The 22854-nt window shown below is 70.4% G+C and carries 22 protein-coding genes; 9 read left to right on the top strand and 13 right to left on the bottom strand.

Annotated features, from left to right (window positions below):
- Positions 1-93: 93 nt before the first annotated feature.
- From mctP to ACYF6T_RS42220, 5 genes are all read right to left on the bottom strand, one after another.
- Positions 94-1704 (bottom strand): monocarboxylate uptake permease MctP, encoded by a 1611-nt coding sequence (gene mctP / locus ACYF6T_RS42240; RefSeq protein ID WP_461703280.1) that lies wholly within the window; start codon positions 1702-1704, stop codon positions 94-96.
- Positions 1701-1955 carry a DUF3311 domain-containing protein gene (locus ACYF6T_RS42235; RefSeq protein ID WP_461703279.1) on the bottom strand — a complete coding sequence of 85 codons (255 nt, stop codon included), beginning with the start codon at positions 1953-1955 and terminating at the stop codon, positions 1701-1703. The genes mctP and ACYF6T_RS42235 overlap by 4 nt, the downstream gene beginning before the upstream one ends.
- Before the next feature lie 144 nt (positions 1956-2099).
- Entirely contained in the window at positions 2100-2291 is a 192-nt protein-coding gene (locus ACYF6T_RS42230) for a YbdD/YjiX family protein (RefSeq protein ID WP_461703282.1), read from the bottom strand.
- Positions 2272-4416 (bottom strand): carbon starvation CstA family protein, encoded by a 2145-nt coding sequence (locus tag ACYF6T_RS42225; protein WP_461703278.1) that lies wholly within the window; start codon positions 4414-4416, stop codon positions 2272-2274. Before ACYF6T_RS42225 ends, ACYF6T_RS42230 begins: the two co-directional genes overlap by 20 nt.
- 76 nt (positions 4417-4492) lie before the next feature.
- A complete protein-coding gene (locus ACYF6T_RS42220; protein ID WP_461703277.1) occupies positions 4493-5257 on the bottom strand; it encodes a GntR family transcriptional regulator in 765 nt (254 codons plus the stop codon).
- A gap of 322 nt (positions 5258-5579) precedes the next feature.
- On the opposite strand from ACYF6T_RS42220, the gene ACYF6T_RS42215 reads away from it, so the two are divergent.
- From ACYF6T_RS42215 to ACYF6T_RS42200, 4 genes are all read left to right on the top strand, one after another.
- Positions 5580-6863 carry an extracellular solute-binding protein gene (locus ACYF6T_RS42215; RefSeq protein WP_461703276.1) on the top strand — a complete coding sequence of 428 codons (1284 nt, stop codon included), beginning with the start codon at positions 5580-5582 and terminating at the stop codon, positions 6861-6863.
- A gap of 98 nt (positions 6864-6961) precedes the next feature.
- Positions 6962-7951 carry a carbohydrate ABC transporter permease gene (locus ACYF6T_RS42210; protein ID WP_461703275.1) on the top strand — a complete coding sequence of 330 codons (990 nt, stop codon included), beginning with the start codon at positions 6962-6964 and terminating at the stop codon, positions 7949-7951.
- On the top strand, positions 7948-8796 hold the full coding sequence (locus tag ACYF6T_RS42205; RefSeq protein WP_461703274.1) for a carbohydrate ABC transporter permease: 849 nt from the start codon (positions 7948-7950) through the stop codon (positions 8794-8796). The genes ACYF6T_RS42210 and ACYF6T_RS42205 overlap by 4 nt, the downstream gene beginning before the upstream one ends.
- Before the next feature lie 9 nt (positions 8797-8805).
- Positions 8806-10293 carry a glycoside hydrolase family 3 protein gene (locus ACYF6T_RS42200; RefSeq protein ID WP_461703273.1) on the top strand — a complete coding sequence of 496 codons (1488 nt, stop codon included), beginning with the start codon at positions 8806-8808 and terminating at the stop codon, positions 10291-10293.
- Between the two features lie 115 nt (positions 10294-10408).
- On the opposite strand, the gene nagB is transcribed toward ACYF6T_RS42200, so the two are convergent.
- Positions 10409-11194, bottom strand: a complete 786-nt coding sequence (nagB, locus tag ACYF6T_RS42195; RefSeq protein ID WP_461703272.1) for a glucosamine-6-phosphate deaminase — start codon at positions 11192-11194, stop codon at positions 10409-10411.
- Between the two features lie 197 nt (positions 11195-11391).
- Here nagB and ACYF6T_RS42190 point away from each other — a divergent pair, with 197 nt between their 5' ends.
- The gene (locus ACYF6T_RS42190; protein WP_461703271.1) at positions 11392-12462 is read left to right on the top strand and encodes an SIS domain-containing protein; all 1071 of its coding nucleotides are present in this window, start codon (positions 11392-11394) and stop codon (positions 12460-12462) included.
- Positions 12463-12508: 46 nt separating this feature from the next.
- On the opposite strand, the gene ACYF6T_RS42185 is transcribed toward ACYF6T_RS42190, so the two are convergent.
- Positions 12509-13261 carry an SDR family oxidoreductase gene (locus ACYF6T_RS42185; protein WP_461703270.1) on the bottom strand — a complete coding sequence of 251 codons (753 nt, stop codon included), beginning with the start codon at positions 13259-13261 and terminating at the stop codon, positions 12509-12511.
- A 104-nt stretch (positions 13262-13365) separates the two neighbouring features.
- Between ACYF6T_RS42185 and ACYF6T_RS42180 the strand changes: the two genes are divergently transcribed.
- Both ACYF6T_RS42180 and ACYF6T_RS42175 read left to right on the top strand, forming a co-directional pair.
- Entirely contained in the window at positions 13366-13992 is a 627-nt protein-coding gene (locus ACYF6T_RS42180; RefSeq protein WP_461703269.1) for a TetR/AcrR family transcriptional regulator, read from the top strand.
- A gap of 445 nt (positions 13993-14437) precedes the next feature.
- Positions 14438-15904, top strand: coding sequence for a sensor histidine kinase (locus ACYF6T_RS42175; RefSeq protein ID WP_461703281.1), 1467 nt, complete (start codon positions 14438-14440; stop codon positions 15902-15904).
- Positions 15905-16060: 156 nt separating this feature from the next.
- On the opposite strand, the gene ACYF6T_RS42170 is transcribed toward ACYF6T_RS42175, so the two are convergent.
- Together ACYF6T_RS42170 and ACYF6T_RS42165 are read right to left on the bottom strand one after the other, a co-directional pair.
- Entirely contained in the window at positions 16061-16318 is a 258-nt protein-coding gene (locus tag ACYF6T_RS42170) for a WhiB family transcriptional regulator (protein ID WP_003992873.1), read from the bottom strand.
- A 320-nt stretch (positions 16319-16638) separates the two neighbouring features.
- The gene (locus tag ACYF6T_RS42165) at positions 16639-17607 is read right to left on the bottom strand and encodes a diacylglycerol/lipid kinase family protein (protein WP_461703268.1); all 969 of its coding nucleotides are present in this window, start codon (positions 17605-17607) and stop codon (positions 16639-16641) included.
- A gap of 150 nt (positions 17608-17757) precedes the next feature.
- Between ACYF6T_RS42165 and ACYF6T_RS42160 the strand changes: the two genes are divergently transcribed.
- A complete protein-coding gene (locus ACYF6T_RS42160; protein WP_461703267.1) occupies positions 17758-18207 on the top strand; it encodes a hypothetical protein in 450 nt (149 codons plus the stop codon).
- Positions 18208-18227: 20 nt separating this feature from the next.
- On the opposite strand, the gene ACYF6T_RS42155 is transcribed toward ACYF6T_RS42160, so the two are convergent.
- From ACYF6T_RS42155 to ACYF6T_RS42145, 3 genes are all read right to left on the bottom strand, one after another.
- On the bottom strand, positions 18228-19322 hold the full coding sequence (locus tag ACYF6T_RS42155) for an RNA polymerase sigma factor SigF (protein ID WP_461703266.1): 1095 nt from the start codon (positions 19320-19322) through the stop codon (positions 18228-18230).
- A 17-nt stretch (positions 19323-19339) separates the two neighbouring features.
- Complete coding sequence (locus tag ACYF6T_RS42150; protein ID WP_004925829.1) at positions 19340-19753, bottom strand: ATP-binding protein; 414 nt, start codon at positions 19751-19753, stop codon at positions 19340-19342.
- A 259-nt stretch (positions 19754-20012) separates the two neighbouring features.
- Entirely contained in the window at positions 20013-20273 is a 261-nt protein-coding gene (locus tag ACYF6T_RS42145; protein ID WP_461703265.1) for a UBP-type zinc finger domain-containing protein, read from the bottom strand.
- Between the two features lie 62 nt (positions 20274-20335).
- Between ACYF6T_RS42145 and ACYF6T_RS42140 the strand changes: the two genes are divergently transcribed.
- Positions 20336-21940, top strand: a complete 1605-nt coding sequence (locus tag ACYF6T_RS42140) for a Na+/H+ antiporter (RefSeq protein ID WP_461703264.1) — start codon at positions 20336-20338, stop codon at positions 21938-21940.
- On the opposite strand, the gene ACYF6T_RS42135 is transcribed toward ACYF6T_RS42140, so the two are convergent.
- The gene (locus ACYF6T_RS42135; RefSeq protein ID WP_461703263.1) at positions 21913-22839 is read right to left on the bottom strand and encodes a 1-aminocyclopropane-1-carboxylate deaminase/D-cysteine desulfhydrase; all 927 of its coding nucleotides are present in this window, start codon (positions 22837-22839) and stop codon (positions 21913-21915) included. The two genes, ACYF6T_RS42140 and ACYF6T_RS42135, sit on opposite strands and share 28 nt — an antisense overlap.
- Positions 22840-22854 lie beyond the last annotated feature (15 nt).

Genomic DNA, 22854 nt, shown 5'->3' with positions numbered 1-22854 from the left:
TTCCCTCGGCGGCCCGCTGCGGGTTGTCCGTGGTTGCTCGCGCCCACGCGGCGGAGCCGCATATGGGTCCGGCCCTGCCCCTGAAGGGCCGCTTCAGTGGGCGCTGCCCGCGGTCGCAGGGGGGAGCTCCACCTCCACCCCGGGGTCCCCCGCGTCCGCCGTGTAGTCCTCCGGCCTGGTCTCGTCGACGCCCTCGGGGGCCTTCGCGGCCTTGAGGACGAACGTCAGGACCACCGTCACCACCACGTTCAGCACGAACGCCGTCAGGCCGATGTAGCCGATCTCGCCGATGCCCGGGATCTCCTTCGACGAGCCGCCGAAGTGGGCCTGGGTCGGGGAGGCGACGCCGTACGCGGCGACCGTGCCGTAGACCATGCCGACCGCCCAGCCGGCGAGCAGCGCCCAGCGGTGGAACCAGCGGGTGAACAGGCCGCCGACCAGCGCCGGGAAGGTCTGCAGGATCCAGATGCCGCCCAGCAGCTGGAAGTTGATCGCGACCGTCTTGTCCATGGTGAGGACGAAGACCAGGGCGCCGACCTTCACCAGCAGGGAGACCAGCTTGGAGACGCGGGTCTCCTGCTCGGGAGTGGCGTCGGGCTTGATGAAGTCCTTGTAGATGTTGCGGGTGAAGAGGTTCGCGGCCGCGATCGACATGATGGCCGCCGGGACCAGCGCGCCGATGCCGATCGCCGCGAACGCCACACCGGCGAACCAGTCCGGGAACATGTTCTCGAACAGCTGGGGGATGGCCAGCTGGCCGTTGGTCACCTTCACGCCGGCCGCGATCGCCATGAAGCCCAGCAGGGCGAGCAGGCCCAGCATCAGGGAGTACAGCGGCAGGATCGTGGTGTTGCGGCGGATGACCTCACGGCTCCTCGAGGACAGCGTCGCGGTGATCGAGTGCGGGTACATGAAGAGCGCCAGCGCCGAGCCCAACGCCAGGGTGGCGTACGTCCACTGGGCCGCCGGGGGCGTCACGAGACCGCCCGCGCCGGCCGCCGTGAACTTCGCGCCCGCCTTGGCGAAGACGTCGTCGAAGCCGCCCAGCTTGATCGGGATGTAGATGATCGCCACCGCGATGACGATGTAGATCAGCGTGTCCTTCACGAACGCGATCAGGGCGGGGGCGCGCAGACCCGAGGAGTAGGTGTACGCCGCGAGGACACCGAAGGCGATGAGCAGGGGCAGGTCCTTGACGAACCAGTTGGTGTTCTCGCCGCCGCCGACGCCCATCACGTCCAGCACCGCCTGGATGCCGACGAGCTGGAGCGCGATGTACGGCATCGTCGCGAGGATGCCGGTCAGCGCGACCGCCAGCGACAGCCCCTTGGAGCCGAAGCGCCCGCGGACGAAGTCCGAGGTCGTGACGTACCCGTGGCGGTGCGAGACCGACCAGAGGCGGGGCAGGAAGGTGAAGATCAGCGGGTAGACCAGGATGGTGTACGGCACCGCGAAGAAGCCGGACGCGCCGGCCGCGTAGACCGCCGCCGGCACGGCGACGAAGGTGTACGCCGTGTAGAGGTCGCCGCCGAGCAGGAACCACGTGATCCAGGTGCCGAACGACCGTCCGCCCAGGCCCCATTCGTCGAGCGAGTGCTCGTTCTCGGCCTTGCGCCAGCGGGCGGCCAGGAAGCCCATGGCCGTCACGGCCAGGAAGAAGAAGACGAAGACGCCGAGCGCGACGCCGTTCACGCCGTCGTTCACTTGTCCGCACCCCCCTTGCGGGCGCGCTGGTCGCGCTGCCAGAGCTTGTACGCGGTCACGGTCAGCGCGCTGGAGATCAGCACCCAGAGCATCTGGTACCAGTAGAAGAACGGGATGCCGACGAACGCCGGGTCCGTCTTGGCGTAGGAGCCGACCCACAGCATCGCCACGAACGGTGCCAGCAGGCAGAGGGCGATGACGACGCGGACCGGCGTCACGACCGGCGGTCTCACTTCAGGCACATCTGACATACGACGGCTCCGTCCCCTCACCGATCCCTGTGATCACCAGTGATCACCTGTGTAACGCGCAGGCAATCTAGGTCACGGTGTCAGCGCAGCGGAAGACCTCGTCCGCATATCGGTATGTCGATTCTGTGAAGCCCGACATCGGTGTCAGCAGCAGCGGAACCCCTGCCGCGGGTCCTGCTCCCGCCGGTCCGTGCGCCGGCGCTCGAACTCACGCCGGCTCGGCACGGACGCGTCGGGGTGCCCGGCTCGTACGTGCGCCACGTACCGGTCGTACGCCGACTCGCCGGTCAGCTCGCGGACGTACCACCTGACGCCCCTAATCGCCCGGCGCAGCAGTGCCGACGACCGCACGGCGCTCCTCCTCCTTCTCCTCGCGGGTCGGGAACAGCCCGGCCGGCGCGGTGATCCGCGACTCCACGTACGGCGACTCGCTCAGCGTGGACAGGGCGGGCCGGCGGACGTGCCGGACGCAGACGCGCAGCGCGTCCGCGATGACCAGGACGATCAGGACGGCGAGCACGGCCGAGAGGACGCCGTCCACCGTGGAGTTGGTGACCACGGTGTGCATGTCGTCCATGTTCTTGGCGGGCGGCAGCACCTTCCCGGCGTCGATGGCGTCCTGGAAGACGGAACGCTGCTTGAAGAAGCCGACCTTGGGATCGCTGGAGAACACCTTCTGCCAGCTGGCGGTCAGCGTGACCGTCGCGTCCCAGGCGAGCGGAACGGCCGTGATCCAGGCCCACTTCAGGCGCCCGGACTTCACCAGCAGGGTGGTGCACACGGCGAGGGCGACGGCGGCGAGCAGCTGGTTGGAGATGCCGAAGACCGGGAAGAGCTGGTTGATCCCGCCGAGCGGCTCGTGGACGCCGACCCACAGGAAGTAGCCCCACAGGGCGCACACGATCGCGCTGGTGACGGCCAGTCCGGGCTTCCAGCTGACGTTCTTGAACGGCCGTACGACATTGCCCAGCATGTCCTGGAGCATGAACCGGCCCACCCGGGTGCCGGCGTCGATGGCGGTCAGGATGAACAGCGCCTCGAACATGATCGCGAAGTGGTACCAGAAGGCCCGCAGGCTTCCGCCGGTCACCTTGGAGAAGATCTCCGAGATGCCGACGGCGAGCGTGGGCGCGCCACCGGTGCGGGAGAGCAGGGTCTTCTCCTCGACGTTCTTCGCCGCCTGCGCGAGGTCGGCGGGGGAGATGTGGTAGCCCCAGCCGCCGACGACCTGCGAGGCGTGCTGCACGGTGGTGCCGATGACCCCGGCCGGCGCGTTCATCGAGAAGTACAGGCCGGGCTCGATGATGCTCGCCGCCACCAGCGCCATCACGGCGACCGACGACTCCATCAGCATGGAGCCGTAGCCGATCATGCGGACCTGCGTCTCCTTCTGGATCATCTTGGGCGTCGTACCGCTCGATATGAGCGAGTGGAAGCCGGACAGCGCCCCGCAGGCGATGGTGATGAAGACGAACGGGAAGAGCGCGCCCGCGAAGACCGGGCCGTCGCCACGGGAGGCGAAGTCGGTCACCGCGTCCATCTTCAGCGTCGGCAGCGCGATCACCACCCCGAGGGCGAGCAGCACGATCGTGCCGATCTTCATGAAGGTGGAGAGGTAGTCGCGCGGGGCCAGCAGCATCCACACCGGCAGGATCGAGGCGACGAAGCCGTACCCGATCAGCCAGATGACCAGCGTGGAGGGCGCCAGCGTGAACGCGTCGGCCCACGACGACTCGGCGACCCAGCGCCCCGCCACCAGCGCGAGCAGCAGCAGCGCGACGCCGATGAGGGAGACCTCGGAAACCCGGCCGGGCCGCAGGACGCGCAGGTAGAAGCCCATCAGCAGGGCGATGGGGATCGTCATCGCGATGGAGAAGGTGCCCCAGGGGGAGGCGGCGAGGGCGTTGACGACGACCAGGGCCAGCACGCCGAGCAGGATGATCATGATGGCGAAGGTGGCGATCAGCGCGGCCGCGCCGCCGACCGGGCCGATCTCCTCGCGCGCCATCTGACCCAGCGACCGGCCGTCCCGGCGCGTGGAGAAGAACAGCACCACCATGTCCTGGACGGCCCCGGCGAAGATCACGCCGGCGATGATCCAGATGGTGCCGGGCAGATACCCCATCTGCGCGGCCAGCACCGGTCCGACCAGCGGTCCGGCGCCGGCGATCGCCGCGAAGTGGTGGCCGAGCAGGACGCGCCGGTCGGTGGGGTGGTAGTCGATGCCGTTGTCGAGCCGTTCGGCCGGGGTGGCCCGGGTCGGGTCGACCTTCAGCACCCGGTGGGCGATGAACTTCGCGTAGAAGCGGTAGGCGATCGCGTACGAGCCGAGGGCGGCCGCGACCATCCACGCGGCCGAGACGTTCTCTCCCCGGGCGAGCGCCAGGACGGACCAGCCCGCCGCACCGACCAGCGCGACGAGGGTCCAGACGACGACGGTGCGGAGGTTCGCGGTACGCACTGGAGTGTCCTCCCGTCCATGGGGGGCGACGGGAGGAACGTAGAACAGGAGGCGCGGTTGCGCTACACCACGTGCACTACTCGACCGGCCTCTTCAGTCTGGCCACGAACTTGTACCGGTCCCCCCGGTAGACCGACCGCACCCACTCCACCGGCTGTCCCTCCCGGTCCAGCGAGTGGCGGGAGAGCATCAGCATCGGCAGGCCCACGTCGGTGCCGAGCAGGCCGGCCTCGCGCGGGGTGGCCAGCGAGGTCTCGATGGTCTCCTCGGCCTCGGCCAGGTGGACGTCGTAGACCTCGGCCAACGCCGTGTACAGGGAGGTGTACTTGACCAGGGAGCGGCGCAGCGCCGGGAAGCGCTTGGCGCTGAGGTGGGTGGTCTCGATGGCCATCGGCTCGCCGTTGGCCATGCGCAGCCGCTCGATGCGCAGCACCCGGCCGCCGGCGGTGATGTCGAGGAGTTCGGCGAGGCGGTCGTCGGCGGTGATGTAGCCGATGTCCAGGAGCTGCGAGGTGGGCTCCAGGCCCTGGGCGCGCATGTCCTCGGTGTAGGAGGTCAGTTGCAGCGCCTGGGAGACCTTCGGCTTGGCGACGAAGGTGCCCTTGCCCTGGATCCGCTCCAGCCGGCCCTCGACGACGAGCTCCTGCAGGGCCTGGCGCACGGTCGTGCGGGAGGTGTCGAACTCCGCGGCCAGGGTGCGCTCGGGGGGCACCGGGGTGCCGGGCGCCTGGGTCTCCGTCATGTCCAGCAGGTGCTTCTTCAAGCGGTAGTACTTGGGCACGCGCGCGGTACGGACGGCTGGTCCACCCTCGTTCTCCGCACTGCTGACGTCGGTGCTCATGCTCTGCCTTCCCGGCTGACGGATGCGGGCCACTTCGTGATCCTTCTGTATACCGCCGCCACCAGTTTTGGTCTAGTCCACAGGGCCAAGTGGTCTAGCGGACGAGAGTACTCCGCCGTGGCTGTTTTCGCTGGCTTCTTACTTAAAGGTTCCTGCATATGTAGGTCGCATAACGGCTGGTCAGGGCTGTTTCAGGGGCCCTTGACAGGCCCCGTGGTCTGGTCCAAGCTCCCCGTACTGGTCTACACCATTGGTCCAGGTCCCGGCCCAACGCTCACGCGGGGAGGCAGGGGGGTTTGTGTGCATCCCTGAGGAGGGTGGCGTGAAGCGCAAGCTGATAGCCGCGATCGGTATCGCGGGCATGATGATCTCCATCGCGGCGTGCGGGGACAGTGACAGCGGCAGCTCGGACAAGCAGGGGTCGGACGCCAAGGAGCTCACGGTCTGGCTGACCGTCGACGCCCAGAACAACTGGCCGAACCTGGTCAAGGCCGCCGACGCGGCGGTCCAGAAGGCGCACCCCGGCATCAAGATCAAGCACGAGTACTACGGCTGGCCGGACAAGAACACCAAGCTCGACGCCGTCCTCGCGACCGACAAGGTCCCGGACGTGGTCGAGATGGGCAACACCGAGATGCTCGGCTACATGGTCAAGGGCGCCTTCGCCCCCGTCGACCCGTCGAAGTTCACCAACTCCTCCGCCTGGCTGGACGGCCTCAAGGCCTCGGTGACCTACCAGGGCAAGACCTACGGCGTCCCGTACTACGCGGGCGGCCGGGTCGCCAACTGGCGCAAGGACCTCTTCGCCTCGGTCGGCGTCAAGACGCCGCCCACGACGTACGCCGAGCTCACCGCCGCCCTCGACAAGGTGCAGAAGAAGGAGGGGAACAAGTTCTCCGCCTGGTACCAGCCCACGCGTGACTGGTACGCGGCCATGTCCTTCGTCTACGACGCCGGCGGCTCCATCGCCAAGGAGGAGGGCGGCCAGTGGAAGGCCAACCTCTCCTCGCCGGAGTCGGTCAAGGGCCTGACCGAGTTCAAGAACGTCGTCGACACGTACATGCACGGCGACAAGACCAAGGACGAGTCCGACCGTTACATCGTCTACGGCCAGGGCAAGTCCGGCATGATCTTCGGCGCCGCGTGGGAGGGCGCGACCGCGGCCGACCCGAAGAACGACAAGACCGGCAAGCTCAAGGACAACCTGGAGAACTTCGTGATGCCGGGTCCGTCCGGCAAGAACATGCCCGTCTTCCTGGGCGGTTCGGACCTCGCGATCCCGGTCAAGTCCAAGGCTCAGGGCGTCGCCGCCGAGTGGATCAACGCCTTCACCGGCCCCTCCGGCCAGAAGGGCCTGATGGCCAAGGGCAACCTGCCCAACAACAAGACCGACCTCGCCACCCTGAAGAACGACCCGGCGACGGCGGTCCCGGCCACCGCGGCCGAGTCCAACTGGTTCGTCCCGATGGCCCCCGGCTGGGGCCAGGTCGAGAAGGCCCAGGTGCTGCAGACCATGTTGCAGAACATCGGCACCGGCAAGCAGTCGGTCGAGGCCGCCGCGAAGGCCGCGGACGCCGCGATCGACAAGGTCATCAACACCAAGTGACCTGAGAGCAGGGCCCTTTCGACCCCGGGGGGCTGTTCGGGGCGGGGGCCCTGCTTCTCGTACGACGTATGACCTGAGGGACCGCTGAGGAGCGCGCGATGAGTGCCGCAGACACGACCACCCCTGCCAAGGTGCCGCCGCCGCGGCAGGCGCCGCCACCCCCGGCCGCCGCGGGCGCCTCGCGCAGACGGCGCAGGACGGGCGGTGCGACCACGCCGTGGCTGCTGCTCGCGCCCTGTCTGCTGATCCTCGCCCTGGTGATGGGCTATCCGCTGGTCCGCCTGGTCACGCTGTCCTTCCAGCGGTTCGGCCAGTCCCAGCTGTGGGGCTTCCAGCCGGCCGAGTGGGTCGGGTTCGCCAACTTCAGCGGGGTGCTGGGGGACGGCGAGTTCTGGCAGGTCGTGCTGCGCACGATCGTCTTCGCGGCCGGCGCCGTCGTCTTCACGATGGTGCTCGGCATGCTGGTCGCCCTGCTCCTCCAGCGGGTCTCCGGCTGGGTGAAGACGCTGATCAACATCGCGCTGGTGGCCAGCTGGGGCATGCCGATCATCGTGGCGACCACGGTCTTCAAATGGCTGTTCGACGCCGACTACGGCATCCTCAACGCGCTGCTGAGCAAGCTGCCGGGCGTGGACCTGATCGGCCACAACTGGTTCGCGAGCGGTCCGCAGGGACTGGCCGTGATCATGCTGCTGGTGGTCTGGGGCGCCGTGCCCTTCGTCGTCATCACCCTCAGCGCCGGCCTCACCCAGGTCCCGGCCGAACTGGAGGAGGCCGCCCGCCTGGACGGCGCCGGCTCCTGGGGCGTCTTCCGGTACGTCACCCTGCCCATCCTCAAGCCGATCATCGTGATGCTCACGACACTGTCGGTCATCTGGGACATGGGCGTCTTCCCGCAGGTCTTCGTGATGCGCGGCGGCCATCCGGAGGCGGAGTTCCAGCTGCTGACCACCTACTCCTACGACCGCGCCTTCGTCGTCAACGACTACGCGCAGGGCTCGGCGATCGCCCTGATCACCGTGGTGCTGCTGCTCGGGGTGGTCGCGGTGTACATGCGGCAGATGCTGAAGATCGGAGAGGTCGAATGAGCGGCGCGATCACCACGGGGCGGCGGCCCCGCAAGTCCAGGGCCGGCTGGAACCTCCTCGGCCTCCTCGTCTTCCTCACCGCCGGCTTCCCCGTCTACTGGATGATCGACACGGCCGTCAAGCCGGCCAAGGACACCATCGATCCCGACCCGAGCCTCTTCCCGACCGGCTTCACCCTGGCCAACTTCCGCCGGGCGCTGGCCATCGCCGACTTCTGGGGCCCGGTCGGCCGCAGCCTGGTCGTCTCCGCGTCGGTCGTGGTCATCGGCATCGTCGTCGGCCTGCTGGCCGCGCTCGCCATCTCCCGGTTCGCCTTCCGCGGCCGCAAGATCGTCATCGTCGGCATCCTCGCGGTCCAGATGGTCCCGCTGGTCGCCATGATCATCCCGGTCTTCCTGCTCCTCAACGACCTGGAGCAGTACGACAAGCTCTCCGGTCTGATCATCACCTACCTGACCTTCATCCTGCCCTTCACGGTGTGGACGCTGCGCGGCTTCATCGTCAACATCCCCAGGGAGCTGGAGGAGGCGGCGATGGTCGACGGCTGCTCGCGCACCGGCGCCTTCGTCCGCGTGGTCTTCCCGCTGCTGGCCCCCGGCATGGTCGCGACCTCCGTCTACGCCTTCATCCAGGCCTGGAACGAGTACCTCTACGCCCTCATGCTGCTCAGCCAGCAGCACCAGACCGCGACCGTCTGGCTCGGCAACTTCACCACCAAGCACGGCACCGAGTACGCCCCGATGATGGCCGGAGCCACCATGATGGCCGTGCCGATCGTCGTCCTCTTCCTCCTCGTCCAGCGCAAGATGGCCGCGGGTCTGACCGCGGGCGCCGTGAAGGGATAACGCCACCCGATGACGACATTCGCCAGCGGCACCGACACCCTGACCGGCGACGCCCTCGCCGTCCTCCAGCCCGGCTTCACCGGCACCACGGCCCCCGACTGGCTGCTGCGCCGCCTCGGGGAGGGCCTCGCCTCGGTCGGCCTGTTCGGCCGCAACATCGACTCACCCGAGCAACTCGCCGCCCTGACCGCACAGTTGCGCGCGGAACGGGACGACGTCCTGGTCGCGATCGACGAGGAGGGCGGTGACGTGACCCGCCTGGAGGTGCGCACCGGCTCCTCCTTCCCCGGCAACCACGCCCTCGGCGCGGTGGACGACGTGGACCTGACGAGGCAGGTGGCCGCGGAACTGGGCCGCCGCCTCGCCGCCTGCGGCGTCAACCTCAACTGGGCCCCGTCCGCCGACGTCAACTCCAACCCCGCCAACCCGGTCATCGGCGTCCGCTCCTTCGGCGCCGACCCCGACCTGGTCGCCCGCCACACCGCCGCCTACGTCACCGGCCTCCAGTACGCCGGAGTGGCGGCCTGCACCAAGCACTTCCCCGGCCACGGCGACACGGCCGTCGACTCCCACCACGCCCTGCCCCGCATCGACGTGCCGGCCGAGGTGCTGTCGGCCCGCGAACTGGCCCCGTTCCGCGCGGCCATCGCGGCCGGCACCCAGGCGATCATGACCGCGCACATCCTGGTCCCGGCCCTGGACACCGACCGCCCGGCCACCCTCTCCCGCACGGTCCTCGCCGACCTGCTGCGCGGCGAACTCGGCTACGACGGCCTCATCGTCACCGACGGCATGGAGATGCAGGCCATCGCCGCCACCTACGGCATCGAACGCGGCAGCGTCCTCGCCCTGGCCGCCGGTGCCGACGCCATCTGCGTGGGCGGCGGCCTCGCGGACGACGAGACGGTACGCCGGCTGCGCGACGCCCTGGTCGCCGCCGTGCGCGCCGGGGAGCTCCCGGAGGAACGCCTGGCGGACGCGGCGGAACGGGTGCGCGGGCTGGCCCGCTGGACCACCGGCACGGCGGCGTCCGGAACCGCGGCCGCCCCCGACGAGGAGGTGGGCCTGCGCGCGGCACGCCGGGCGCTGCGCGTCACGGCCGCGGAGCCCTTCACCCCGCTCACCGAGCCGCCCTACGTGGCCGCCTTCACCCCCGCGGCGAACATCGCGGTCGGCGCGGAGACGCCGTGGGGCGTGGCGGCGGAGCTCTTCCGGCTGCTGCCCGGCACGGAGACCGGCAGCTTCACCGGCGCGGACGCGGGCCTCGCCACCCTGGCCGCGGCCGGCCCCCGCCGCATCGTCGCCGTGGTCCGCGACGAACACCGCCACCCGTGGATGACGGCGGCCCTCGACACCGTCCTGAAGACCCGCCCCGACACGGTCATCGTCGAGATGGGCCTGCCTCAGGCCCCGCCCCGAGGCGCCCTCCACATCGCCACGCACGGCGCGGCGAGGGTCTGCGGACGGGCGGCGGCGGAGATCATCGCCGGGGAGTAGCAGGCGCCCCAGCAGGGGCGCGGGACGGTGTGACCACGCGGCCTGGCCGCGTGGCGCGAAGAACCACCCACCACCCGCGCCCCGCGGACGACGGGACGGGGCAGACGCAACCGGTCTAGATCCCCTGCCACTCCGGCTTGTTGGCGTACGTGTGCCGGAAGTAGTCCGCCAGCTTCAGCTTCGACGCAGCCCCCTCGTCCACCACGACCGTCGCGTGCGGATGCAGTTGCAGCGCGGACGCCGGGCACACCGCGGCCACCGGCCCCTCCACGGTCGCCGCGACGGCGTCGGCCTTCCCCTCCCCGGTGGCCAGCAGCACCAGATGCCGCGCTTCGAGGATCGTGCCGATGCCCTGCGTGATGACGTGATGCGGCACCTGCTCGATGTCCCCGTCGAAGAACCGGGCGTTGTCGATCCGCGTCTGCTCGGTCAGCGTCTTGATCCGAGTCCGCGAGGCCAGCGAGGAACACGGCTCGTTGAAGCCGATGTGCCCGTCGGTCCCGATCCCGAGCAGCTGCAGATCCACACCGCCGGCCGCCGCCAGCGCCGCGTCGTACGCCGCGCACGCCCCTCGCACGTCCTCGGCCGTCCCGTCGGGCCCCAGGAAGGCGTCCATCCCGATCCCCAGCGGCTCCAGCACCTCGCGCCGCAGCACCGACCGGTACGACTCGGGATGCTCGGCGGGCAGCCCCACGTACTCGTCGAGCTGCGCCACCCGCGCCCGCGAGGTGTCCACGGCACCGGAGGCCACCTTCGCGGCGAGCGCCTGATAGACGGGCAGCGGAGTCGAGCCGGTGGCGACGCCGAGCAGCGCGTCGGGCTTGTGCCGCAGGAGCCGGGCCATGGCCTCGGCTATGAGCTCGCCGCCCGTCTTGGCGTCCGGAACGATGACAACTTCCACGCTGGGCCTGCCGATCTGAAAGAGGGGACTCAACCGGTACCTGGAAGGGTCAGGTGGTTTAGACCAATCTAACAGAGGTGGCCCAAGTGGCCCAGGGGACCGGGCGGCACCCCGAATCCACGCCGAGGACAGGCGTCATTCGCCCCGGGGGAGTGGAATGGTGCGTGCACCGCGGACCGACCCAGGAGGAACCGACCATGACCGCCACCTCACCGGCCCCCCAGACCGACGTCCCCGGCCGGATCATGGCCCGCGAGATGGCCGAACAGCCCGACGCCCTGCGCCGCATCCTGGAGCAGGGCGCCCCCGGCATCCGGCAGGTCGCGCAGGACATCGCCGCCCGCAGCCCCCGCTTCGTCCTGCTGACCGCCCGCGGCACCTCCGACAACGCCGCCCTCTACGCCAAGTACCTCCTGGAGATCCGCCTCGGCCTGCCCTGCGGACTGACCTCGATGTCGACCACCACCGCCTACGGGGCCCGCCCCGACCTCACCGACGTCCTGGTGATCACCGTCAGCCAGTCCGGCGGCTCTCCGGACCTGGTCGCCTCCACCCGTGCCGCCCGCGACGCCGGCGCGATCACGCTGGCCGTGACCAACAACCCCGACTCGCCCCTCGCCGGCGTCTCCGAGTACCACCTCGACATCATGGCCGGACCGGAGAAGGCCCTCCCCGCCACCAAGACCTACACCGCCTCCCTTCTCGCGCTCTACCTCTTCGTCGAGGGCCTGCGCGGCGGCGACGGCGCCCCCGCGAAGGCCCTGCCCGACCTCGCCGGGCAACTGCTGGGCCGCCAGGACGAGATCCGCGCCCTCGCCGCCCGCTACCGCTTCGCCGAGCGCATGGTCATCACCTCGCGCGGCTACGGCTACCCCACGGCCAAGGAGGCCGCCCTGAAGCTGATGGAGACCAGTTACATCCCCGCCCTCTCCTACTCCGGCGCCGACCTCCTGCACGGCCCCCTCGCCATGGTCGACAACGTCTCCCCGGTCATCGCGGTCGTCACCGACGGCAAGGGCGGCGAGGCCCTCCAGCCCGTCCTCGACCGGCTGCGCGGCCGCGGCGCCGACCTGGTCGTCATCGGCCCCAGGAGCCAGGTCGAACAGGCCTCGGCCGGCTTCGTCCTGCCCACCGAGGGCGTGGCCGAGGAGGTCCAGCCGATCCTGGAGATCATCCCGCTCCAGCTGCTGGCCTACGAGGTCACCATCGCCCGGGGCCAGGACCCGGACGCGCCCCGCGCCCTGGCCAAGGTCACCGAGACCCACTGAGCCGACCCGGCGGCCCCGCCTGTCGGCGCCTTCCTCCCCGTACCCCCTACGGCAGCGAACCGCCCGTCGCGTCCACCCAGCTTCCCGTCACCCACCGGCCGGCGTCCGAGGCCAGGAACGCCACCACCTCCGCGACGTCGGCCGGCTCGCCCACCCGGCCCAGGGCCGCGTAGCCCGCCGCCCGGGCCCACGCGTCCTCGCTCGCGTGCAGCCACTCGTTGGTGTTGTCGGTGGCGATGATGCCCGGCGCCACCGAGTTCACCGTGATGCCCCGCGGGCCGAGGATCTTGGACAGGTCCCGGGAGAGGACGTCCAGCGCGCCCTTCGTCATCGCGTACGCCATGTTGTCCGGCATGAGGGCGGTGCGGGCGAGGCCCGACGAGATGTTGATGATCCGGCCGCCGTCGCGCAGCCGGTCCACGCCCTGCTTCACGAGGAAGAACGGCGCCTTCACGTTCACCGCGAAGAGCCTGTCGTACTCGTCCTCCGTTATCTCCCCGATCGGCTGCGAGTTGCCGATCGCCGCGTTGTTGACCAGGATGTCCAGCCCCTCCGCGTGCCGGTCGAACTCCTCCCACAGCGCCCCGACGTCCCCCGGCCGCCCCAGCTCGGCCCCGATCGCGAACGCCGAGCCGCCCGCCGCCTCGATGGCGGCCACGGTCTGCTTCGCCGCCGCCTCGTTCCTGCCGTAGTGCACCGCGACCAGCGCGCCCTCGCGCCCCAGCCGCTCGGCGATCCCTCGCCCGATGCCCCTGCTCGCCCCGGTGACCAGCGCGGTCCTGCCCGTGAGTGCGCCCATGCCGACGTCCCTCCCAGAAGAGTCATTTCTCTAGCGGTCACTACAAAAAAGACCGTACAGCACCCCGCCGACATTTCTCTAGCACCCGCTATACAATTCACTCCATGGTGGAGCCCCAGTCCAAGTCCAAGCCCCGCGGCCGCCCCCGCTCCTTCGACCGCGAGACCGCCCTGGAGAAGGCGCTCCTGGCCTTCTGGGAGCACGGATACGAAGCGACCTCCGTCTCCGACCTCACCCGCGTGATGGGCATCGGCGCCCCCAGCCTGTACGCGGCCTTCGGCGACAAGCGGGCCCTGTTCGAGGAGGTCGTCGGCGTCTACGGCACGCGCTACGGCTCCTTCGGCGACCGGGCCCTGGCCGAGGAGCCGACCGCCAGGGCCGCCGTCGCCCGGATGCTGCGCGAAGCCGCCGCCGAGTACACCGCCCCCGGCCGCCCGCACGGCTGTCTCGTCATCCACGCGGCCACCAACTGCACGAGCCCCGAGGTCGAGGAGTCCCTGCGCGCCCGGCGCAACGCCAACATCGACGCCATCGAGAGCCGCATCAAGGCCGACGTGGCGTCGGGGGAGCTGCCGGCCGGCACCGACGCCCGCGCCCTCGCCCGGCACGCCGGCGCGATGATCCAGGGCATGTCCCAACAGGCGCGGGACGGGGCGAGCCGGGAGGAATTGGAAGCGCTCGCGGAAATTGCCCTCGCCATCTGGCCCCGCACACGAACCCACACGGGTTAGGCTGCGTGGTGGATACCAGGACGTCCGAGTAGTCACGGCCGTTGAAGGCTGGTCGGAGAAATCGCACCAACCAACAGCCTCCAACGCATGGACACGCCCTGTGGTCTAGTCCACAATCGAATCGTCGAGGATGAACGATCGAAGATGAACGATCGTCGATCGGACGACTCGGCGTAGTGCGCAGCAGAACGACAGGCTTCCGCCTTCCCCGCACAGGAAGGCGGACCGAGGAACCGGAGCTCTCTGCCCTGACTGCCCCGGCTCCTCATCCTTCGGCCGACCGGGACCGCACACCCCACGGCCGATACTGCTCCGGGCTGCGGTGCCGGGAGGGTTGAGGGTCCCTCCGGGCGCCGCGGCCCGCGGGTGTCTTCGGGCCCGGCCGGCGCGGGCGCGCATTTCAGAGCCGTACATACCGCCAGGTACGCTCACATCCGTGCCCTCCATGAACGAACTGGTCCGCCAGCACACCGCCCTCGACGACTCCGACCTCGAGTGGCTGCATCTGCTGGTCTCGGAGTGGCAGCTGCTCTCCGACCTCTCCTTCGCCGACCTCGTCCTGTGGGTCCCCACCCGCGACGGCACCCGGTACGTCTCCGTGGCCCAGATGCGGCCCAACACCGGGCCCACCTCCTACCAGGACGACATGGTCGGCCACCTCGTCCCCCGCGGCCGCCGCCCCATGCTGGACGCGGCCCTGGACGAGGGCCGGATCGTGCGCGAGGGCGATCCCGAGTGGCGCGAGGAGGTCCCGGTCCGCGTCGAGTCCATTCCGGTACGACGGGAGGGGCGCGTCCTCGGCGTCATCGCCCGCAACACCAACCTGCTGACCGTACGCACCCCGAGCCGCCTGGAACTGACGTATCTGCAAAGCGCCTCGGACCTCGCGCAGATGATCGCGGCCGGTGCCTTCCCCTTCGCCAACCAGCAGATGGACATGGACGCCGCCCCGCGCGTCGGCGACGGCCTGATCCGCCTGGACGCGGACGGCATCGTCCAGTACGCCTCCCCGAACGCGCTGTCCGCCTACCACCGCATGGGCCTCGCCTCCGACCTCGTCGGCCAGCACCTCGGCAAGACCACCGCCGAACTCGCCCCCACCCGCGGCCCGGTGGACGAGGCGCTCGCCAAGGTGGCCAGCGGCTGGGCGCCCCGCGAGTTCGAGATCGAGGCCCACGACGGGGTCATCCAGTTCCGCGCGATCCCCCTCAAACCCAAGGGCACGCGCATCGGTTCGCTCGTGCTGCTGCGGGACGTCACGGAACTGCGGCGCCGCGAGCGCGAGTTGATCACCAAGGACGCGACCATCCGGGAGATCCACCACCGGGTGAAGAACAACCTCCAGACGGTCGCCGCGCTGCTGCGCCTGCAGGCCCGGCGCATCGAGTCCGACCGGGGCCGCGAGGCCCTCGAAGAGGCCGTCCGCCGTGTCGGGTCGATCGCCATCGTGCACGAGACGCTCTCCCAGAACCTGGACGAGCGCGTGGAGTTCGACGAGATCGCCGACCGGGTGCTGGCCATGGTCGCAGAGATCTCGCCCGGCAAGGTCACCGGCCGGCGCAGCGGACGCTTCGGCATCCTGGACGCCGAGGTCGCCACGCCGCTGTCCATGGTGCTGACCGAGATCCTCCAGAACGCCCTGGAGCACGGCTTCCGCGAGGGCGACACCGGCACGGTCGAGGTGTCGGCCGTCCGCGGGGGCACCACGAAGGAGGCCCGCCTCCTGGTCACCGTCCAGGACGACGGCGTCGGCCTGCCCGAGGGATTCGACCCGCACACCTCGGGCAACCTGGGGCTGCAGATCGTACGGACGCTGGTCGAGGGGGAGTTGGGCGGCACCTTCGACATGGTGCCGGCGCCGGAGCGGGGGACCCGGGTGATCCTGGACGTACCGGTGCGGTCGCACAAGTGACAGCAAGAAGCCCCGGACCGCTGACGGTCCGGGGCTCGGATGCTCGTTGCCGGCATTCGCCGCGCATCGGGGTACTGCGCGCTGCGGCTCGGGGGCGGGAGATGCGTACTCGCTGTACGCGCCGCCAAGCTCAGGCTGTTTGCGGGGCGGGTGTGGTCAGGCGGAGGCCTGACGGGCCCGGTTGCGGGCGGCGCGGCGCTTCATCGCACGGCGCTCGTCCTCGCTGAGGCCACCCCAGACGCCGGAGTCCTGGCCGGACTCAAGCGCCCACTGCAGGCACTGCTCGATAACCGGGCAGCGACGGCAGACGGCCTTGGCTTCCTCGATCTGCAGCAGCGCAGGACCGGTGTTGCCGATGGGGAAGAAGAGCTCGGGGTCTTCCTCGCGGCAAACGGCGTTGTGACGCCAGTCCATGGCTGCTACCTCTCCTTGGTATTACATGCGGGTTGCTTGTGAATGTGAACGCTTTCACGAATCCCTCAACAAGTGAAGGGCCGACCGCCGAGTCTTCCCCGGCGTGGTCCTGGGATGTGAAGAGGGGTTCCGGTGATCTGTGGAGCCGGTGTTGCGGGCTGTCCCGATCGCCACGTAGAGACTCGCAAACCTCAGCGGCGGATACAACCCCTTCCGGAAAGTTTTTTTTGATTCCTCGGTGTCGACTAGGTCACAGCCGTACTTCCATGGGGTGGATCCTGGCCTAAACGTTCGAGTGAAAGGACTTTAGCCCGTTCCGCTCACACAATCACACGCAGTGCACGGCGTACGCCTGTGAACGTCACGCTCGTACGCAGTCCGAGGTGGTCGCCGTCCATCTGGAGGGGCAGAGGCACCTTCGAATGCAAGGTGAACTGGTCCAGGTCGTGCAGCGAGACCGCGTGCTTGCCCTGGGGTCCGCGCTCGGGGGACGAAGTGAGCAACTGGGTCGCATACCGGGCAACCGCGACCGTCGACATACGGCTGAGACCGAGTACGTCGAGCCCGGTATCGAACGAAGCCTTAGGTGTCGCGTACACCGGACGATTACCCAGATACGTCCACGGAGACGTGTTGCAGACTATGGACAGCACCAGATCGGTCACCGGGTCCTCGCCTGGCCGCTCCAGGGTGATGGTGCCGTGCCGGCGGTTCGGCTCGTGCAGGAACTGCCGTACGACCTGGCGCAGGTAGAGGGCGTGGGTGGATTTCTTGCCCCGCTCGCGCTGCTGCTCCACCCGCCCGACCACCCCCGCGTCGAAGCCGAGCCCCGCGCAGAAGGTGAACCACCGCTGCGGCACCGCCTCGTCCTCGGTGCCCGGCGTGCCCGCCGCGATGCCCATCCCGACCGTGCGCTCGCTGCCCTCGCGCAGGGCGTCCAGCAGGGCGCCGGTCGCCTCCACGGCGTCGTTCGGCAGCCCCAGGGCGCGGGCGAAGACGTTGGTGGAGCCGCCGGGGACCACCGCGAGGCGGGGCAGCCCCTGGGGGTTGGGGCCGTCGTGCAGCAGGCCGTTGACGACCTCGTTGACCGTGCCGTCGCCGCCGAGGGCCACCACCAGGTCGATGTCGTCGCTCTCCGCCGCCTGCCGGCCGAGATCGCGCGCGTGGCCGCGGTACTCGGTGGTGACCGCCTCCAGCTTCATCTCGCTCGCGAGAGCGTGGATCAGCACATCGCGCGTACGTGCGCTTGTGGTGGTTGCCGCCGGGTTGACCACGAGAAGTGCACGCATGGATTGCAGCGTACCTACTGGGTGGTACCGGGCACAGGCCGAGGTGTGGATCGGGTAAGAGATCGGGGCGTGAGCCTCGACACGGGTGCTGTGCGCAGGCGGGTGCGGACGCCGTGGGGGCGCCGTTTTCGCGAGGGCTACCCTTCAGGGGTGAGCAGTGAGCAGACCCCCGCAGCCCCGGAAACCGCCGCCGGTCCCCGCCCGCGCCGGCTGACCTACGCCGCCGCGCTGGCCGCGCTGGAGGGGGCCGGGCTCGTCGTCGGGGGCCTGTGGATGCTCGTCGAGGGCCTCGCGGGCGACCCGGACGACCGCGGCTCCGCCGTCACCGGAGGCATCACGCTCGTCGTCCTGGCCCTGCTGCCGCTGCTGGCCGCGCGCGGGCTGCTCGCCCGCAGGAGCTGGAGCCGGGGACCGGCCGTGATCACGCAGATCATGGCGCTGCCGGTGGCCTACAACCTGCTGCGGGCCGACAGCGTGGCCATCCCGATCGGGATCGTGCTCGCGGTCGTCGCCGTGACCTCACTGGTGCTGCTGGTCAACCCGGAGACGACGCGGGCCCTCGGCATCCGAGGGCCCGGGCGCGCGCAGGACGACCGGTAGCCGCCGGCTCCTGCGCAACGTCACTCCTCCACCAGCAGCTTCTCCCGCAGCTGGGCCAGCGTGCGGGCCAGCAGCCGGGAGACGTGCATCTGGGAGATGCCGACCTCCTGCGCGATCTGCGACTGGGTCATGTTGCCGAAGAAGCGCAGCAGCAGGATCCGCTTCTCGCGCGGCGGGAGGTCCTCCAGCAGCGGCTTGAGGGACTCGCGGTACTCGACGCCCTCCAGCGCCTCGTCCTCCGCGCCCAGGGTGTCGGCGACCGCCGGCGACTCGTCGTCGGTGTCGGGGACGTCCAGGGAGAGCGTGGAGTACGCGTTCGCCGACTCCAGGCCCTCCAGGACCTCCTCCTCCGAGATCGCCAGCTTCTCGGCGAGCTCGTGCACCGTCGGCGAGCGGCCGTGCTGCTGCGAGAGCTCCGCGGTGGCCGTCGTCAGGGCCAGGCGCAGCTCCTGCAGACGGCGCGGGACACGGACCGCCCAGCCCTTGTCGCGGAAGTGCCGTTTGATCTCGCCGACGACCGTCGGGGTCGCGTAGGTCGAGAACTCCACCCCGCGGTCCGGGTCGAAGCGGTCGACGGACTTGATCAGACCGATGGTGGCGACCTGGGTGAGGTCGTCCAGCGGCTCGCCGCGGTTGCGGAAGCGGCGCGCGAGGTGCTCGACCAGCGGCAGGTGCATGCGGACCAGCTTGTTGCGCAGCTCCGCGTACTCCGTGCTGCCCTCCTTGAGCCCGCGCAGCTCGACGAACATGGCGCGCGCTCCGCTGCGGTCCTGCGGGTCGTGCTGCGCGGCCTGCACCGTCTGTGCCACCAGCGCCTCGTCCTCGGCGTATCGCTCGTGCTCGCTCATCGTCCCGCCCGTTGCCCTTCCCCGAGCCCTCGCCGTGGCCCGGACAGGGGTGACCCCGCTCCGGCCGCTCAGAGGCGCACTCTGCGCGGCACCTTCCCGATCTCGCTGCCCGTCGCCCGGGAAGCCGGCCGGCGCGGAGTCGTCCTCCGGATGCGGCCGTGCCTGTTCGGGGATGCCGGCCACGCCGTCGACGGCCTCCCCCCTGCGTCGGGACCCGCCCGTGCCCTCGGCCGGCAGCTCCCGTGTGCCGCGCTCTTCGTCACGCACCGGCCCGTCCCCTGTCCTCACGCCGGCCCGGGTCCCGCGCCGCGCTGTTTGTAGAGGCTGATCGAAACGGTCTTGTCCTCGTCCACGGCGGAGGAGACCTTGCCCGCCAGAGCGGACAGGACGGTCCAGGCGAAGGTGTCCCTGGAGGGGGCGTGGCCGTCCGTCGTGGGGGCCGAGACGGTGACTTCGAGCGAGTCGTCGACGAGTCGGAAGACGCAGCTGAGCACCGAGCCCGGCACGGCCTGCTGGAGCAGGATCGCGCAGGCCTCGTCCACGGCGATGCGCAGGTCCTCGATCTCGTCGAGGGTGAAGTCCAAACGGGCGGCGAGGCCGGCGGTCGCCGTACGCAGCACCGACAGATAGGCACCCGCAGCCGGCAGCCGGACTTCCACGAAGTCCTGGGTCGCGGGCTCGCCTGCGATCTGGGACACCCTCACCTCCAAGGTGGTACAAGCTTCTCAGGGCCGAGGGTCGCCCCCCGGGGTAACGCGCGGTGTGGTTCAGCGGTGACGCTATCGCGCTCTCAACTTTCCTGTCCCCGGGACCCCAACCCCTTGCCGTCACTCACAGTAAAACTGTGGACACGCTCCGTGTCTAGGGGTCTGCGGCTCCAATTGGGAAAGGCGCGCGCCGGGTTGACGTACCCAGGCGCCAGACCGTCGAACCGTCCGGAACCGGAGTCGGGCCGGCTCACACCAGGACGTGGTCGACGAAGCACCAACGCCAGCTCTCGCCGGGTTCGAAGGTCCGCATGATCGGATGTCCGGAATCCTTGTGGTGCTCCGTCGCGTGCCGGCCCGGCGAGGAGTCGCAGCAGCCGACGTGACCGCAGGTGAGGCACAGCCGCAGCTGCACCGGGTGCGTGCCGTCCCGCAGACACTCCGGACAGGTCTCGCTCAGCGGTTCCGGATCCGGGATGGGCAGCGCGTCGGCGTGCGTGCACTGTTTCATGATTGCCAGATTACGACGGGCGCGCGGACAGCCGCGCGGAAAACCGAGGGCGGGCGAGAACCATGGACGTGATGCCACTGCTGTTGCTGGTGGCGGGCAGCGCCGCGGTCGCGGCGGCCGCGCGCCGTACCCCGGTGCCGGCGCCGCTGCTCCTCGTCGCCGCCGGGCTGGTGGTGTCGTCCATCCCCGGCGTGCCCGACTACACGCTCGACCCGGACATCGTGCTGCCCCTGGTGCTGCCGCCGCTGCTGCACAAGGAGGGCGTCGAGAGCTCGTACCTCGACCTGCGGGCCCAGCTGCGGCCGGTGGCGCTGCTGTCGGTGGGATACGTGCTGTTCGCGACCTTCGTGGTCGGCTGGGTCGCCTATCTCGTCGTCCCGGGGCTGCCGCTGCCCGCGGCGCTGGTGCTCGGCGCCGTCGTGGCGCCGACGGACGCGGTGGCGGCGGCCGCGGTCGCCCGCCGGGTCGGCCTGCCCTCCCGGATCACCACGATCCTCCAGGGCGAGTCCCTGCTGAACGACGCCACCGCGATCACCGCCTACCGGGTCGCGCTCGCGGCCGCGGTCGGCGAGGGCGCCTCCTGGGCGGGCGGCATCGGCGAGTTCCTGCTGGCGGCGGTCGGCGGGGTCGTGGTCGGCCTGGTGCTGATGCTGCCGATCCACTGGCTGCGCACGCACGTGAAGGAGGCGCTGCTGCAGAACACCATGTCCCTGCTGATCCCGTTCGTCGGCTACGCCGTCGCCGAGCAGGTGCACGCCTCCGGAGTCCTCGCCGTCGTGGTCGTCGCCCTCTACATCGGACACCGCGCGTGGGAAGTCGACTTCGCCACCCGCCTCCAGGAGGAGGCGGTGTGGAAGATGGTCGCGTTCGTCCTGGAGTCGGCGGTCTTCGCGCTCATCGGCCTGCAACTGCCGATCGTCCTCAAGGGCCTTGGGGAGTACGAGGGTGTGGACGCCGCCTGGTACGCGATCGTGCTCTTCGTGGTGGTCGTCGCGGCCCGGTTCGTATGGGTGTACCCGGGCACGTTCGTGCCGCGCATGCTGTCCGCGCGGATCAGGGAACGGGAGGCGAACCCCACCTGGAGAGGGCCGATCGTCACCTCCTGGGCCGCGATGCGGGGCGTCGTCTCCCTGGCGATCGCCTTCTCGATCCCGCTCACGGTGCACGGCGGCGAGCCTTTCCCGCAGCGCAACCTGATCCTCTTCCTCACCTTCACGACGGTCATCGGCACGCTCGTCGTCCAGGGGCTCACCCTGGCGCCCCTGATCCGGCTGCTGCGGTTCCCCGCCCGCGACACCCAGGCCGAGACCCTCGCCGAGGCCAACGCCCAGGCGCAGGCCTCCCGGATCGCCGAACGGCGCCTGGACGAACTCCTCACGGACGAGCGCAACGCCCTCCCGCCGCCCCTCGCCGACCGCCTGCGCCAGTCCCTGGAGCGCCGCCGCAACGCCGTCTGGGAACGCCTCGGCCAGACCAACCCGGTCACCGGCGAGTCCGTCGACGACACCTACCGGCGGCTGTCCCGGGAGATGATCAGCGCCGAGCGGGAGATGTTCGTCCGGCTGCGGGACGGCCGCTACATCGACGACGAGATGCTGCGCACCCTGCTGCGCCGGCTGGACCTGGAGGAGGCGGCGGCCTACCGGGAGACGGCGGGAGGGGTGTGAGCGGCCTCGGGGAAGGGCCGTCCGGTGATCACCGCCGCGATCGTCGTCCCGCGCGGGAACGCGCCCTCCTCGGCGAGGGCGACAAGTCCGTAGAGCAACTTGGCGACATAGAGACGTTCGACCGGGACGCCGTGGCGGTGCTCGAAGTCCTCGGCGAAGGCGTGCAGTTCCGCAGGGGTGCGGGCGTAGCCGCCGAAGTGGAAGCGGTCGTCGAGGCTCCACGCGCCGCGCCGTCCGCCGAAGGTGCCCTCCTGTAGACGCCGTATGTCGGCGGCCAGGAAGCCGCCCTTGAGCACCGGTATGCCGAGTACGCGCACACCGGGGGCGAGGCCCGCGGCGAGACCGGCCAGGGTGCCGCCGGTGCCGCAGGCGAGGGCGACGACGTCGGCCCGGTCGCCCAGTTCCTCGCCCAGGGCCCGGCAGCCGCGCACGGCGGCGGCGTTGCTGCCGCCCTCGGGGACGACGTACGCCTCCTCGGCGCCGGCCGCGCGCAGCACGCGCGCGAGGGTGTCCGGTTCGGTCTTGGCCCGGTACGTCGCCCTGTCGACGAAGTGCAGCCGCATGCCGTCGGCGGCGCACCGGGCGAGGGAGGGGTTGAGCGGGCGGCCGGCCAGCTCCTGGCCGCGGACCACGCCGACGGTCGGCAGGCCCAGCAGACGGCCCGCGGCGGCGGTGGCGCGCAGGTGGTTGGAGTAGGCGCCGCCGAAGGTGAGGACGGTCCGGCCGGCCGCGGCGGCGAGGTTGGGCGCCAGCTTGCGCCACTTGTTGCCGCTCAGCTCCGGGTGGATCAGGTCGTCGCGTTTGAGCACGAGACGCAGACCGCGGGCGGCGAAGCGGCGATCCGACAGCTCCTGCACAGGGGAGGGAAGGCGCGGGCGCAGGCTGTCGATGCTGGTCACCGGGCCATTGTGACC

The organism is Streptomyces sp. 7R007, from assembly GCF_054850255.1.
The sequence above is the reverse complement of the archived record's forward strand: the minus strand, read 5'-3'. Positions and strand labels throughout refer to the sequence as shown.